We start from the raw sequence: 14,377 nt of genomic DNA, 5'->3' as shown, positions 1-14,377 counted from the left end.
TGCGGCCCACCACCTCGGGCTGCTCGTGGATCTCCTTGGCCATGAAGTGGCGGTACTCGCCCTTGTCGATCCGGTAGGCCTGCGTGGCGATCGTCTGCCGGGCGCGCTCGACCGTGGCGCCCGACGCGTCGCGGATCTCGGCGCCGCCGCGGGACAGGATCGCCCAGTCGCCCTCGTCGAGATACGTGATGGCGTCGGTGAACTGGGCGAGCGCCAGGGCGTCGGAGCCCAGGTAGGTCTCGCCCTCGCCGAAGCCGATGGCCAGCGGCGCGCCGTGGCGGGCCCCGATCAGCAGGTTCTCCTCGCCGGAGAAGAGGAAGCCCAGCGCGAAGGCGCCGCGCAGCCGCGGCAGGGCGGCGGCCACGGCCTCCACCGGCCCCATCTGCCGGTCCATGTTGCGGCTGACGAGCTGGGCGACGACCTCGGTGTCGGTCTCGGTCTCGAAGACGACGCCGTCGGCCTCCAGCTCCTGCTTGAGCTCGCGGAAATTCTCGATGATGCCGTTGTGCACGACGGCCAGGCGCTTGGTGGCGTGCGGGTGGGCGTTGGTCTCGTTGGGGCGGCCGTGGGTCGCCCAGCGGGTGTGGCCGATGCCGATCGTGCCGGTGAGCGGCTCCTGGGCGAGCCTGGCCTCCAGGTTGACCAGCTTGCCCGAGGCCCGGCGCCGCGCCAGCCGGCCGTGCTCCAGGGTGGCGATGCCGGCGGAATCGTAGCCGCGGTACTCGAGCCGCCGCAGGGCCTCGATCACCTGCCCCGCCACCGCGTCGCGCCCGACGATGCCGACGATGCCGCACATAGGAGTGTCTCTCGCTGTCGCGCCCGGGTGGCCGCGCGCAGGTCGTGCGCAAGGTCCGGGCCGCCCCGCGCCGTGCGGGGCCGAGCGGGACTTCTACCGGATCGGCACGGCGCAGGGCCAGCCCCGCCCGCGCGGCGTGCCCGGCCTCACGCCTTGCCGCGCCGCGCCTTCTCGGCCTGCAGCGCCGCGCGCTTCTCCCTGGCCCAGCCCGGCTTCACCGCCTGCCGGCCCCGGGCCACCGCCATGGCGTCCGCCGGCACGTCGTCGGTGATCACCGAGCCGGAGGCGACGTAGGCCCCCTCCCCCACCGAGACGGGGGCGACCAGGGCCGAGTTCGAGCCGATGAAGGCGCCCGCGCCGATCGTGGTCCGGTGCTTGAGCACGCCGTCGTAATTGCAGGTGATCGTGCCGGCGCCGATATTGGCCTTGGCGCCGACCTCCGCGTCGCCGAGATAGGTGAGGTGCGCGGCCTTGGCGCCGGCCCCCATCCGCGCGTTCTTCAATTCGACGAAATTGCCGAGCTCCGCGCCGGCCTCCAGAACGGCGTGGCCGCGCAGCCGCACGAACGGCCCGATCTTCACGCCCGCCTCCAGGCTGGTCTCGGTGAGATGAGCGAAGGCCCGCACGGTGCAGCCCTCCGCGACCCGCACGCCGGGGCCGAACACCACGTTGGGCTCCACGATCACGTCGCGTCCCAGCACCGTGTCGTGGCTGAGGAACACCGTCTCGGGGGCGATCAGCGTGGCGCCCCCCAGCATGGCGCTGCGGCGCAGCTGCGCCTGGATCGCGGCCTCCGCCACGCTGAGCTGCACCCGGTCGTTCACGCCCTGCGCCTCGGCCTCGTCCACCGGAACGACCGTGACGGGCAGCCCGTCGGCCACCGCCAGCGCCACCGCGTCGGGCAGGTAGTACTCACCGGCGGCGTTGTCGTTGCCGATGCGGGCGAGCAGGGCCAGGGCGTGCCGTCCGGCGAGCGCCATCAGCCCGGCATTGCACAGGGTCACGGCCCGCTCGGCCGCGCTCGCGTCCTTCTCCTCGCGGATGGCGAGCACGCGGTCGCCCTCGGTCAGCACCCGCCCGTAGCCGGAGGGTGTCGCCGTCTCGAAGGCCAGCACGGCCACCGCGGCGCCGTCGGCCAGAGGCGCGCGGAGGCGCAGGAAGGTGTCGGCCGAGACGAGCGGCGTGTCGCCGAAGGCGATCACCACGTCGTCGTCGGGGTCGGCCAGGATCTCCCGGGCGGCGAGCACCGCGTGGGCGGTACCGAGGCGCTCGGCCTGCGGGAAGACCCGGGCTCCGGGGGCCGCCCGCGCGATCTCGGCGGCGACGTCGTCGCGGCCGGGCTCGGCCACCACGGCGATCCGGCCCGCGCCCGCCGCCTGGACGGCGGCCAGGACGTGGCCGAGCATGCTGCGCCCGGCGATCCGGTGCAGCACCTTCGGCAGGTCCGAGCGCATCCGCGTGCCCTTCCCGGCCGCGAGCACGATGGCGGTGAGGCTGCGCGAGGGCGTTCCGGTCGGGGTCATCGCGGGTCCAGGCATCGATCGAGGGCCAAGACGGATGGGCCGGACGGGCGCCCGGCGCAACCCCGTCCGGGCCGATCAGCGCAGCGCCAGGGCGACGTGCTGGCCCGAACCGTGGGCGAAGCGCTCCCGGCGGCGCTCGATCGAGCTCGGGATCCGCAGGGATTCCCGGTACTTCGCCACCGTGCGCCGGGCGATGTCGACGCCCTCCCCGCGCAGCTTCTGCACCAGGGCGTCGTCGGACAGCACGTCGTCCGGCGTCTCGCCGTCGACGAGCTGCTTGATGCGGTGGCGCACCGCCTCGGAGGAGTGGGCGGCCGCGCCGGCCGCCCCGGGGATCGCCGCGGTGAAGAAGTACTTCATCTCCAGGGTCCCACGGCTCGTGCCGATGGCCTTGTTGGAGGTGACCCGCGAGACGGTCGATTCGTGCATGCCGATCGCCTCGGCCACGGTCTTGAGGTTCAGCGGCCGCAGGTGCGTGACGCCGTGGACGAAGAACCCGTCCTGCTGGCGGACGATCTCGGTGGCGACCTTCAGGATGGTGCGGGCGCGCTGCTCCAGCGAGCGGGTCAGCCAGTTGGCGTTCTGGAGGGCTTCCGACAGGAAGGCCTTGTCGCCCTCCGCGGCGGCGTTGCGCGAGACGCGGGCGTAGTAGCTCTGGTTCACCAGGACCCGGGGCAGCGCCTCGCTGTTCAGCTCGACCAGCCAGGAGCCGTCCGGCGCCGCGCGCACGAATACGTCCGGGACCAGGACCTCGACGGCGCTCGACCCGAAGGCCCGGCCGGGCTTCGGATCCAGGCGGCGGATCTCGCCCAGCATGTCGACGAGGTCCTCGTCGTCGACGCCGCAGAGCCGGCGCAGGGCCGCGAAGTCGCGCTTGGCCACGAGGTCGAGCCGCGAGACCAGCGCCTGCATCGCCGGGTCGAACCGGTCGCGCTCGCGCAGCTGGATCGCGAGGCACTCGGCGAGGTCGCGGGCCGCGATCCCGGGCGGGTCGAAGGTCTGGACCAGCGCCAGCATCCGGCCGACGAGGGCCGGGTCGGCGCCGAGCCGCTCGGCCACGCCCTCCACCGTCTCGCGCAGGTAGCCGGCCTCGTCGACGGCGTCGATCAGGAAGCCGCCGATCAACCGCTCGGCCGGCTCCCGGGTCGCGAGGTCGAGCTGGCCCGCGAGGTGCTCGCGCAGCGAGGTCTCGGCCGTGAGGGTCGCCTCGAAATCGGGCGCCTCAGCGTCGAAGCTGCCGCCGGTGCTGCCGTAGGGCGGCGGCGTCAGCGAGAGCATGTCGCCCCCGCCGGCCTCGCGCGCCTGGACGGGACTCTCGTCGGGAAACACGTTGTCGAGGCGCGTGTCGAAGTCGCTCTCGATCTCGCCGCGGCTCGGGTTGAGGTCGGCCGAGAGCCACGGGTCGGGCTCCGGCGCGTCGAAGCCGTCGGACCCCGCCTCCTCGGCATGGCTGCCCGATTCGGCGGCGTCACCCGCGGCGGGCAGGTCCGGCTCGGCGCGCTCCAGCAGCGGGTTGCGTTCCAGCTCGGCCTCGACGTAGGCCGAGAGATCGAGGTGCGAGAGTTGGAGAAGCTTGATCGCCTGCAGGAGCTGCGGCGTCATCACCAGGGCCTGGCCCTGACGCACTTCCAGCCGTTGCACCAAACTCATGCGAGGCCCCGATGCCCTTCCGGCGCGGTTCGCCAGCCGGAGCCACGCTGCTCACGGCATGGTTCTTGCTTGCTCCGTCGCACTTTCTGTAACGCGATCCGACCCGCGCGTCAAAGCGCGACCGTGCACGCCGCTGTTGGCAAGTGCACGGCGCTCCGGGACGCGCAGCGTTCCAGTCACATCCCGATCCGCCGCCCGGCAGTCTGAGGGCAGATCTTAAAGGAAGGTTTGCGCAATCATCCGCGCGCATTTGCCAGGACATCCGAAATCCGCCGGCAAAGCTTTGTCTGGTTGCAGACGCTTCCCCCGCTAGATGCAATATCCGCTCGCTATTCCGTGTTGATCCGAGCATGGCTCGGGGGTGCGCCGCGGTTCCCGCACGAGAGCTGCTGCGCGGAGGTCGATTTCTGCGTACGCGTTTGCCGATGCCGCATCAGAACCGCCTTCTGGCTGCCCTATCCGAGGCGGATGGCGCACTGCTCGGGCCTCATCTGGAGGCGATCGACCTGCCCCTCGGCAAAGTGCTCGTCGAGCCGGCCGCCGCGATCCCGCACGCGGTCTTCATCGACACCGGCCTGTGCTCGGTGGTGTCGACCCTCGCCGAGGGCGGCCGGATCGAGGTCGGCCTGTTCGGACGCGACGGCATGGCCGCACCGGCGCTGCTGCTCGGAACCGACACGATCCCGTACCAGATTTTCATGCAGGTCGCCGGCCGGGGGCGCCGGATCTCCGTGCCGGCCCTGCGCGACGCCCTGAAATCCAGCCCGTCGATGCGCAACCTGCTGCTGCGCTACGTCCAGACCTTCCTGGTCCAGGTCGCCCAGACCGCGATCGCCAACGCGGGCGCGCCCGCCGAGGAGCGGCTCGCGCGGTGGCTCCTCATGTACCACGACCGTCAGGACGGCGACGACCTGTCGGTGACGCACGAGTTCCTGTCGATCATGCTCGGCGTGCGCCGCCCGACCGTCACGGTCGCGATCCACACTCTGGAGGGCGCCGGCCTGATCCGGGCCCGGCGCGGCCGGATCCGGGTCCTGAGCCGCACCCGCCTGGAGGAGGCCGCCGGCCAGACCTACGGCCCGGCCGAGGCCGAGTACGAGCGCCTGATCGGCCCGCTGCGGCGGCCTCAGAGCACGCTGGCGTAGGGGACTTCGGCCACCACCGCGCCGGCCTCGTCGGTGATGACGAAGGTGTCGGCGCGCCAGCCGCGCGGCGCGCCGTAGACGTGCGGCAGCCGGCGCATCTCGCGCAGGATGTCGCGGGCGAGATGCTCGGCCGCCGTCCGATCGGGCAGATCGTCGCCCTCTCGATCGGCGATCAGCGTCCCGTGACGTCGGACGTTGAGGAAGAAACGGGGCAGGTCACATCCCCTTCGAGCGTCGGCCAGCGGGGCCTTCGGGTCGCCCGTCGAGGACCGCGTGCCGCGCCATCGGGAACGGCGTCGCGGGCCTGAGCGGGTTGTCGGATCGGCGTGAACCACGCCGCGCGGGGACCGGCCGCCGAGTGTCCGCCGAGACGGGCGGCGCGCGCAAGGGCGGCCGCTCGCGCACCGACGGGTACCGGGTCGACCGCGCCGGCCATATCGTACTTTCGTGCAGCGGGTTCGGGGATCGGCACAGTCCGTGCCGCACCCGCGGCGTCTGTCCACACTCATACATTTTTCTGAGGGCGGGTGGATCGCGGCCCGGGCGGCCGCGTTCTCCGCGCGGTCGCCGCGGCGCGAGGGTTCGGCGGCCGGTCGCGCGAGGCCGTGCGGTGTCCACACACAGGTTAACGACATCGCTCCAGTCGCGGCGCACGCTCGTGATCTGGCCGTGAGGTTCTGCGCTGTGCGCTACTTCACCGATTTCACCGACGACCGCGGCCTGTCCCTCGACGAAGAGGGGCTGCCCTTCGCCGATCGTCACGAGGCGTGCCTGTCGGCGACCGAGGCCCTGATCGAGGCCGTGCATGACCGGCTCCGCGTCCGGGCGGACCGGCCGGCCCCCGGAGATGCGGGCCTGGTGCTGGAGGCGCGGGTCCGCGACGCGACCGGCAGCACGGTCTTCCGCGCCCGCCTCACCCTCGACCTGGACTGGCAGCCCTCCGACGGCTGAGCGCGGGCCCTACCAGCCGCAATTGGGGATCGGCGGCTGCGCCTTGGCCATGGCCGACTTCTCGATCGGCACCATCGCGCCCCAGGCGTATTTCTGGGCGTGGGGCGTGACGTTGGCGAAGAGGCAGCCGAGCTGGAAGTGGGTCGCGCCCATCTCGCCCGCGAAGCCCATGCAGTCCAGGAAGGTCCAGGTCTTCGGCACCGGGGTCATGGACCGCCAGCGCGGCATCGCCACGGGCGAGCAGACTTTGACCGCCCCGGTGCCGTCGTCGGCGTTGAGCGCGTCCCCCTGGCTCTGCGCCGCGGAGGGGGCGAGGCCGAGCAGGAGGATTGCCGCGAGAATCGCTCGGCCGGGGATCAGGGCGTGTCGGCTCATCGGGTCAGCGCATCGTCCACCACAGGGCCGCGAGGATCGCGAAGCCGAGAACGTTGTAGAGGATCGCCCAGATCCAGACACCCAGGACGGCGCGGCTCGGCTGCCGCGGTCGCGACCGGCCGGGGCGCAGGCGGTTCCGGTCCTCCGGTGTCGGCCAGATCGCCGCCCGGGGCGCCTTGAGGAGCCGCGTCAGCACCTCCGGGAGGTGCGGGCCGGGCGGTGTCTCGCCGGTCATGGCGGTCTCCGATGCGACGATAGGCGGGTCCGGGGCGGAACCGCCCGGAGCCGGACCGGTTCGGGCGACGGGCCGTCCGGCGACGACCGCCGCTCACAGCACCGTGCCGGGTGCCTGCGGGTAGTATTGGTAGGCCCAGGTCTCCGAGAGCAGCCTCTCCCCGGACTTCAACTGCAGACGCATCTCCACCGGATCCGGACCCTCGGCGTAGACCTTGAGAAAGACCCGCCAGGGGCTCGGCTTGCCGTAGGGCGCCCAGGTGGCGCCGACCTCTTCGGCGGTGCCGCGCGACAGGGTGAGCGCGACCGTGGTCTTCTCGGGATCGAGGCCCGACAGGGCCGCGCCCTCGAATTCCAGCACGAACTGCCGCACGAGGTTGGCCCGGCCCGGGCGTCTGTCGGCATCCGCGAGCCACGCGGCCTTGGTGGCCCGGGTCGCGACGCACCGGGCGAGGTCGGTGGCGATCGGCTCCTTGACGGTCCAGCGCAGCCGGTAGGCGAAGCTGCGGTCCGACCCGGCCTGCGGCGCGTCGTCCGGCACCCAGAGAGCGACGATGTTGTCGTCGGTCTCCTGATGGGTCGGGATCTCCACGAGCTGGACGCTGCCGCGGCCCCAGTCGCCCTGCGGCTCGACCCAGATGTCGGGACGGTTCTCCTCGAAGCCGTCGTCGATGTAGTTCTCGTAGGCGCGGTCGCGCTGGAGCAGGCCGAAGCCCTTCGGCGACCGGTCGGCGAAGGCGCTGACGCTGAGGCGGGGTGGGTTGTTGAGCGGCCGCCAGATCAGCTCGTCGGCGCCGGTCTGCATCAGCAGCCCGTCGGAATCGTGCACCTCGGGCCGCCAGTCGCTCGCGAGGAAGCGGCTCATGCCCTCCGAGTACCACAGCATCGAGGTCAGGGGCGCCATGCCGAACCGCTCGACCGCCTTGCGCATGTAGACCGTGCAGGCGACGTCGATGACGACGTGCGGCTCCTTCCGGGCGACGAACCGGTAGGCGCCGGTGAGGCTCCGGCCCTCGAGGAGCGCCAGCACGGTCACAGCGCCGTCCGCGGCCGGGCTGACATAGAAGCGGGTGAAGACCGGGAATTCCTCGGTCTTCCCGGGCCCGGGCGCCGTGTCGATCGCGATGCCCCGGGCCGAGGCCCCGTACTGGGCGCCGTCCCCGGCGGCGCGGAAGTACGACGCGCCCAGGAAGGCCAGCCAGTCGCCGTCGTCGCCCGGCTGCCCGGCGGGCGCCTTCTGGAACCGGAACCCCGCGAAGCCCGCCCCGTCCGGAACGTCCTTGGCCGGGTTGCCCGGCGGGTAGGTGAACAGGTCGTGGCTGTAGAGCACCTCGCGGGCCTGCCCGCCCTCCAGGGCGTAGACCTTCACGGGATGGCGGAAGAAGTTGCCGAGGTGGAAGAAGGTCACCGGGTACGGGCTGTCGGCGAACAGGGCGTGGCCCGGCGGGTAGCGGATCTCCTGGAGCGGCCCGTAGGTCAGGGCGTCGAGGGCCGCCGAGGCGGGCGCTTCCGGGGGCGGCGCGTAGGGCCGGTCCCGCAGCGTCCGGGCGAGATCCTTCAGCCGGTCGAGGTCCATGGGCTCGGGCGGTGCGAGTCGCGGCCCGCCGCCGGCGGCCCGGGCGAGGCCGGGATACGGCGCGAGGGCGAGGAGCCCGATGGCGGTCAGGACGCGGCGCGTGATCAAGCTGGAACCCCCGGATTCGGTCGGGCCTCGCGACCCGTGCCGCCCTCTAGCCACGCCGGCGCGGCGGCGCAATTTCCCGGCCGCGGCTCAGCTCCGCGGACCGCAGTTGCCGGTGCTGCCGTCGGTCGTCCAGAGGTTGGCGCCGCCCCCCGGCGGGCACTGCCCCGGCAGCGCCAGGGTGATCAGCTTCGCGAAGGTGTTGGCCTCGTCCTCGCCGTAGCCGATCTCGCCGACCATGCGGCCGGTCCTGTCGAACAGCGCCACGGTGGCGGAATGCTCCATCGTGTAGTCGCCGTCCTTGGTCGGCACGCGCTTGTAGGCGACGTGGTAGGCGTCGGCCATGCGGGCGACCTGCTGCGGCGTGCCGACGAAGCCGCGGATCCGCGGATCGAACGAGGCCAGGTACGCCCGCAGGGTGTCGGGCGTGTCCCGCTCCGGGTCGAGGGTGACGAAGACGACGTTGAGGCGATCCGCGTCGCGGCCCATCCGGCCGAGGGCCGACGCCAGGGTCGCGAGCGTGGTCGGGCAGACGTCCGGGCAGTGGGTGAAGCCGAAGAACAGGACGGACGGCTTGCCGCGGAGATCGGCCTGGGTCACCGGGCGGCCGTCGAGATCCGCCATCGTGAACGGGCCGCCGACCTTCCGGGAATGGCTGAACCGCGAGCCCTGCTGGAGGACGATCGCCCCGGTGCCGGTGGCGATCACGGCGACGAGGGCGGCGGAGGCGATGAGGGCGAGAGGGCTCGGTGCCATGCTGTGACCTGCGACGGCGCGTCGGGGTGGCCGGTATCGATGCCGCCAATATGGGGTCCGTGTCGACAGGCGTGAGGCCGCGGCGCCCCGTGCGGGACCGGACCTGGAGAGGCGACGACGTCAGGAACACGCCCGGGAGAGGCCGGTTGGCCAGGGTACGGGCGCTCGCGCCATCCGGTGCCGGGACACCCGGGCCGCGGGCCCGACCGTCCCCTCCGCGACCGTGCACGGGAGCCGCCCCAGATGGCCCAGCAGATCCCCGTCGACCCGCAGGCCCGGGCCGACGATCCCCGCCGCGACGCCGAGCGGGACGACGCCACCCACGCCATCGCCGACGACGTCGCCTATCAGCGCCACGTCCTGGTCAACGTCGTGTTCGTGGGGCCCCCCGGCGCGGGCGACCGGGGTTGGGTCCTGATCGATGCCGGCGTGATGGGCGCGAAGCGCGGGATCGAGGCCGCGGCCCGGGCCCGCTTCGGCGAAGGCGCCCGGCCGGCCGCGATCGTCCTGACCCACGGCCATTTCGACCACGTCGGCGTCCTGGAGGACCTCGCGAAGGACTGGGACGTCCCGGTCTACGCGCACGCCCTGGAGCGGCCCTATCTCGACGGCAGCGCCGCCTACCCGACGCCGGATCCGAGCGTCGGCGGCGGACTCCTCGGCCGCCTGTCGCCGCTGTTCCCGACGAGCCCGGTCGACGTCTCCGGGCGGCTCCGCCTCCTTCCGGAGGACGGTTCGGTGCCGCCCCTGCCCGGCTGGCGCTGGATCCACACGCCCGGCCACGCGCCGGGCCACGTCTCGCTCTGGCGGGAGGCCGACCGGACGCTGATCGCGGGCGACGCCTTCATCACCACGGCGCAGGAATCCGCCTACGCGGTCGCGACGCAGGCGCCGGAGCTGCACGGGCCGCCGATGTACCTGACGATCGACTGGCCGGCGGCGCGCGCGTCGGTGCGGGCGCTCGCCGCGCTCGCCCCGGAGCGGGTCATCACCGGACACGGCCGGCCGCTGCAGGGGCCCGAGATGCGCCGCGCCCTCGACGCCCTGGCGGCGGACTTCGACCGGGTCGCGGTGCCGGAGACGGGCCGGTTCGTGGAGCACCCGCTCGAAGCCGCCGACGGCTCCGCCTACAGAGCGCCGCGCTGACCGGCGCGATGCGGCCGCGCGGGCGGCGTCCCGCGCCTCACGAGGCCCGCGCGAGATCCTGAAACGGGGCCGGGGATCGCGCGGCGGCGAGCACGCCGTCCATCTCGGCCTTCGGCATGGCGTGGCCGAACAGGTAGCCCTGGCCGAAATGGCAGCCCTGTTCGGAGAGCCAGTCGAGGCTGGCGTCGGTCTCGATCCCCTCGGCGGTGGTGGAGAGGCCGAGGCTCGCCCCGAGCTTGATGATGGCGTCGACGAGCTTCGCCCGCTCGTCGCTCATCGTGATGGCGTCGACGTAGCTGCGGTCGATCTTCAGCTTGTCGAACTTCAGTTCGCGCAGGTGGTACAGGCTGGAATAGCCGGTTCCGAAATCGTCCAGCGCGATGCGCACGCCGAGTTCGCGCAGCGACAGCAGGGTCGTCCGGGTCGCCTCCAGGTCCTGGATCAGGGCGCTCTCGGTGATCTCGACCTCCAGGCGCTGCGGCGGGAAGCCGGTCTCGGTCAGGATCCCGAGGATGCGCTGGGCGAGCCACGCGTCCTGGAACTGCTGCGGGGCGATGTTCACCGCGAGGACCAGGTGCGGCGGCCAGGCCCGGGCATCCAGGCAGGCGCGGCGGATCAGGCTGTAGCTGAGATCCGCGATCATCCCGGTCTCCTCGGCCACCGGGATGAACTCGCTCGGGCCCACCACCCCGCGCGTCGGGTGGCGCCAGCGCGCCAGGACCTCGACCCCGACGATCTCCTTCTCGGGGAGCGACACCACCGGCTGGTAGAAGGGCTCGATCGCGCCCGTCTCGATGGCGAGGCGAAGTTCCGTCTCCATGCGGGCGCGGGCCCGCAGCTCCGCGTCCATGGCGCTGCGGAAGAAGCGGACATTGCCGCGCCCGTCCTTCTTGCCCTGGTACATGGCGAGATCGGCCGCGTGCAGGATCGCGTCGGCGTCCCCGTGCTCGGCCGACACCGCGGCGACGCCGACCGTGGCCCCGACCTTCAGGTCGTTCTGGCTCCACGTCACCGGCTCGGCGATGCGCGCGATGACCGCCTGGGCGAGGCGCCGCAGCGCCTCGCTCTCGTAGCGGAGCGGGACCAGCATGGCGAACTCGTCGCCGCCCAGACGGGCCGCCAGGCCGCCCGACGGCACGAGCTGCTGGAGACGCTCGGCCACGGCGCACAGGACCGCGTTCCCGGCCGCGTGGCCGTAGAGGTCGTTGACCGGCTTGAACCGGTCGAGGTCGATGAGGAGCACCGCCGCGTCCGCGGCGCCCGGCGCGTACGCCCGTTCCACGGCGTCGATGAAGCGGCGACGGTTCGCCAGACCGGTCAGCCCGTCGTGCCGGGCGATCGCCTCGGCCTGCGCGGCGGCGGCGGCGCGCTCGAGCATGAGCCGCCGGAGGATGATCGATTTGCGGATGCTGGCGCCCCACTGCGCCACGCCCATGCAGGCGGCGAGCAGCAGCAGGTCCGTGAGGTTGTAGGTGGCGACGACGCTGTTCAGATACGCGAAGGTCCCGAGCGTGACGCCGACGAACCAGATCCCGACGCCGATCACGAGGAGGCACAGGGTCTCGTACAGCTCGCCGCGTCCCCAGGCTCTCGACGTCTCGATCGGCATGGTCAGGACCCGGTTTCCAACGTCAGAGCGAAGCATGCCGTCCGCTCACGCGCTGTAGATCAGCTCCGGACGCGGCAGCTTCTCTACATCTTTACGGGTCTTTGTCTTGGTTTAATTTGGATTAAATCGCGCCGCCACGCTGCGCGCGGCTCGGGGGCGCCGGTATGTCCCGTCGCGGGAAGAGATGGACAGGGCCGCGCCGTCACGCCTCGTCGACGGCGTCCGGACGCTGCGCGGCCGCGCGGCTCTCCTGGAGGGTGGCGGCGGCCTTGACGATCGACAGGATCCCGCCGCGGGTCGTCTCGTCGGTGATGCTGGTGAAGGCCAGGACGAGTTCCATGACCTTCGGATCCTCGAACAGGGCCGCGGGTCCGACGCGTCCGCCGCCGTTGTCCCGCGGATCCGCGAAGAACGTGTCCACCGGCACCCTCAGCAGGTCGGCGATGGCCTGAAGACGCCCTGCGCCGATGCGGTTGCGCCCCTTCTCGTACTTCTGAACCTGCTGGAAGCTGACGCCGATGGCCTGACCGAGATCGGTCTGGCTCAGGCCCTGTGCCACGCGGAGCGCCGCGATGCGGCCGCCGATCGAGCGATCGGTCTCGGTGGCGGACTTGGGCTTCGGGGAGGACGACATCGAACGGAAACCTTCAGCATGCTGGATGAGTGGCACTTACCCAGAGTCGCGGAAAAAAACACAACCGAAAACTGCTTAGCGCACCAATAAGTTGCGCAATTCCTAGTTGCACTAGACGCATGGCTTGGCTGTTGGTTGTACGCCCAGGGACGGTGAAACCGCAATGGTCAACTGTATCCGTCACGCAGCGCACAGACGGTTTCCCTCCTGCGCCTGTCTTCGCCGGCTACGGCAGCCTTTCAGTCGCCGTGCGCGACGATACATCGGAGATCGGTCGAAAGGGTGGTAAAGTACCGAGGCCTCCGATCGTCGTGGCGGACGGTGACGGATATGTGATGCGGCCGGCATTGTGGTGGGACTGCGGCCGCGGGTCTCCATCAAGACATCGGCGATGCAATTCACCGGCTCGAATGTCGCGGCCGGCGGGACACACACCCCTGTTTCCGACATCGGGCCGCGTCTATCGCCGGCCTAAACACTTTAAGTCCCGGTCGAGAAAATCTATGAAATGATGTATTCACCGGCCAGGCTCGACGGTAGAGTCGGTCTCCCATCACAGCGCCCTCGTCGATGACCGACCTTCTCGTCACCCTCCAGGAGACAGCCGAACCCGCCGGGCAGGCCGGGCCGGGATCCGAGACGTCGGCCCTGCGCGCGCATATCGCGCGGATTCTGCGCAGGCTGCCTCCCGCCAAGGCGACGAAGACGACCTGACATCGACCGCCGGGAACCGCGCCGCGACCTGCCCGGACGGATCATCCGCTCGGGACGGGCGCCCGGTCCGGACGCCCCTCCTAGGCGACGGCCTCCAGCGGCTGCGGCCGGGCGCGGACGCGATCGAGGATGTCGAGGGTGCGGATGCTGTCCGCGAGCGGCATGATCGGGCTCTCGCGGGCGCCGGCGAGCAGGCAGCGATGCACCTCGTCGATCTGATGCCGCAGCCCGAACCCGAGGTACGGCGTCGGGATCAGCGCGACGCGGCGGAAGTCCAGCGGCTGCAGGAGGCGTTTCGCGAAGGCCAGTCGGCCGACGGCCTGGCGGCGCGGCGGGGCACCGTCGGCGGGCGCCGGCGCGGCCGCGGTGCGCACGCGCGTGAGGAAGGGCGGGCACAGGAACTGCCGGTGCAGGTGGATGCGGCCGCGCGTGCCGACGATCACGGCGGCGTTGTCGGCCTCTCCGGTCGAGCCGCAGCTCAGGGTCGCGGTCCTGGCGTTCCAGCCGAGCGCGAGCGCGGCCTGCTGCGGCGCCGCACCGCCCCGATCGAGGCCGACGCCCGAGACCTCGGTGGGTGCGCCGAACAGGTGGAGCGCCAGCGACACGGGGTAGACCCCGAGATCGAGGATCACCCCGCCTTCGGCCGGATCGTCCGTCCGTCCGGGCGGGTTCGGCGCGCGGGGGAAGAACAGGCGGGCGTCGAGATGCAGGGGATCTCCGATCTCGCCCGCCTCCAGCATCGCCTTGGCCCGCACGACGCCGGGCGTGAAGCGCATCCACATCGCCTCCATGCAGAAGACGCCCTTCCGCCGCGCCGCCTCCGCGATGCGCCGCGCCTGCCCGCCCGAGATTGCGATCGGCTTCTCGATCAGGACCGACTTGCCGGCCTCGATGCAGGCCAGCGCGCTGTCCATGTGGTCGCTGTTGGGCGTGGCGATGTAGACGACGTCGATATCCGGCCGCGCGGCCAGGGCCTCGACACCGGCGACGGCGGCCGGCGCGCCGGACGCCTGGGAGAAGGCCGCGGCGAAGGCCTGGGCGCTCCCGGTGCTCCGCGCCCCGACGGCGGTGAGGCGCGCGTCCGGCCGCCCGAGAAGGTCGCTGACGAAGCGCTGGGCGATGACCCCGGTGCCGAGGACGCCCCACGAGACGGTCTGTGCCAT

13 protein-coding genes and 1 pseudogene are annotated in these 14,377 nt (G+C 72.1%); 3 read left to right on the top strand and 11 right to left on the bottom strand.

Annotated elements, in window-relative coordinates; translation table 11 throughout:
• The 3 genes and pseudogenes from BMY19_RS07525 to rpoN form a co-directional block, all read right to left on the bottom strand.
• A pseudogene (locus BMY19_RS07525) lies at window positions 1-796 on the bottom strand (glutamine--fructose-6-phosphate aminotransferase); the annotation flags it as partial.
• Between the two features lie 146 nt (window positions 797-942).
• Window positions 943-2,319 (bottom strand): bifunctional UDP-N-acetylglucosamine diphosphorylase/glucosamine-1-phosphate N-acetyltransferase GlmU, encoded by a 1,377-nt coding sequence (glmU, locus tag BMY19_RS07520; protein WP_100251324.1) that lies wholly within the window; start codon window positions 2,317-2,319, stop codon window positions 943-945.
• Between the two features lie 75 nt (window positions 2,320-2,394).
• On the bottom strand, window positions 2,395-3,969 hold the full coding sequence (gene rpoN, locus BMY19_RS07515; protein ID WP_100251323.1) for an RNA polymerase factor sigma-54: 1,575 nt from the start codon (window positions 3,967-3,969) through the stop codon (window positions 2,395-2,397).
• A gap of 425 nt (window positions 3,970-4,394) precedes the next feature.
• Between rpoN and BMY19_RS07510 the strand changes: the two genes are divergently transcribed.
• Window positions 4,395-5,114 carry a Crp/Fnr family transcriptional regulator gene (locus BMY19_RS07510; protein ID WP_020095047.1) on the top strand — a complete coding sequence of 240 codons (720 nt, stop codon included), beginning with the start codon at window positions 4,395-4,397 and terminating at the stop codon, window positions 5,112-5,114.
• Here the strand turns inward: BMY19_RS07510 and BMY19_RS30440 are convergent.
• Window positions 5,096-5,449, bottom strand: a complete 354-nt coding sequence (locus BMY19_RS30440) for a DUF6894 family protein (protein WP_139215623.1) — start codon at window positions 5,447-5,449, stop codon at window positions 5,096-5,098. The genes BMY19_RS07510 and BMY19_RS30440 overlap by 19 nt on opposite strands.
• A gap of 334 nt (window positions 5,450-5,783) precedes the next feature.
• Here BMY19_RS30440 and BMY19_RS07505 point away from each other — a divergent pair, with 334 nt between their 5' ends.
• Window positions 5,784-6,065 (top strand): DUF6894 family protein, encoded by a 282-nt coding sequence (locus tag BMY19_RS07505; RefSeq protein WP_244534857.1) that lies wholly within the window; start codon window positions 5,784-5,786, stop codon window positions 6,063-6,065.
• 9 nt (window positions 6,066-6,074) lie between these two features.
• Here the strand turns inward: BMY19_RS07505 and BMY19_RS07500 are convergent, their stop codons facing one another.
• The 4 genes from BMY19_RS07500 to BMY19_RS07485 form a co-directional block, all read right to left on the bottom strand.
• Window positions 6,075-6,440 carry a hypothetical protein gene (locus tag BMY19_RS07500; protein WP_056527765.1) on the bottom strand — a complete coding sequence of 122 codons (366 nt, stop codon included), beginning with the start codon at window positions 6,438-6,440 and terminating at the stop codon, window positions 6,075-6,077.
• Window positions 6,441-6,444: 4 nt separating this feature from the next.
• A complete protein-coding gene (locus BMY19_RS07495; protein WP_091976355.1) occupies window positions 6,445-6,675 on the bottom strand; it encodes a hypothetical protein in 231 nt (76 codons plus the stop codon).
• A 93-nt stretch (window positions 6,676-6,768) separates the two neighbouring features.
• The gene (locus BMY19_RS07490) at window positions 6,769-8,358 is read right to left on the bottom strand and encodes an OpgD/OpgG family glucan biosynthesis protein (RefSeq protein ID WP_100251322.1); all 1,590 of its coding nucleotides are present in this window, start codon (window positions 8,356-8,358) and stop codon (window positions 6,769-6,771) included.
• An 87-nt stretch (window positions 8,359-8,445) separates the two neighbouring features.
• Complete coding sequence (locus BMY19_RS07485; RefSeq protein ID WP_020095041.1) at window positions 8,446-9,111, bottom strand: SCO family protein; 666 nt, start codon at window positions 9,109-9,111, stop codon at window positions 8,446-8,448.
• A 243-nt stretch (window positions 9,112-9,354) separates the two neighbouring features.
• Here BMY19_RS07485 and BMY19_RS07480 point away from each other — a divergent pair, with 243 nt between their 5' ends.
• Entirely contained in the window at window positions 9,355-10,257 is a 903-nt protein-coding gene (locus BMY19_RS07480; protein WP_100251321.1) for an MBL fold metallo-hydrolase, read from the top strand.
• Window positions 10,258-10,294: 37 nt separating this feature from the next.
• Here BMY19_RS07480 and BMY19_RS07475 read toward each other — a convergent pair whose 3' ends face one another.
• From BMY19_RS07475 to BMY19_RS07465, 3 genes are all read right to left on the bottom strand, one after another.
• Window positions 10,295-11,902: a putative bifunctional diguanylate cyclase/phosphodiesterase gene (locus BMY19_RS07475; RefSeq protein WP_244534856.1), complete on the bottom strand. Its 1,608-nt coding sequence runs from the start codon at window positions 11,900-11,902 to the stop codon at window positions 10,295-10,297.
• A gap of 166 nt (window positions 11,903-12,068) precedes the next feature.
• Window positions 12,069-12,500, bottom strand: a complete 432-nt coding sequence (locus BMY19_RS07470) for a helix-turn-helix domain-containing protein (protein WP_056527784.1) — start codon at window positions 12,498-12,500, stop codon at window positions 12,069-12,071.
• Window positions 12,501-13,294: 794 nt separating this feature from the next.
• The gene (locus BMY19_RS07465) at window positions 13,295-14,377 is read right to left on the bottom strand and encodes a Gfo/Idh/MocA family protein (protein WP_100251319.1); all 1,083 of its coding nucleotides are present in this window, start codon (window positions 14,375-14,377) and stop codon (window positions 13,295-13,297) included.

Origin of the sequence: Methylobacterium sp. UNC300MFChir4.1 (assembly GCF_900110155.1) — a bacterium.
In the GTDB taxonomy this organism is placed as follows: domain Bacteria; phylum Pseudomonadota; class Alphaproteobacteria; order Rhizobiales; family Beijerinckiaceae; genus Methylobacterium.
Note: the sequence above shows the minus strand (reverse complement) of the source record. Positions and strands in the feature narration are given on the sequence as shown.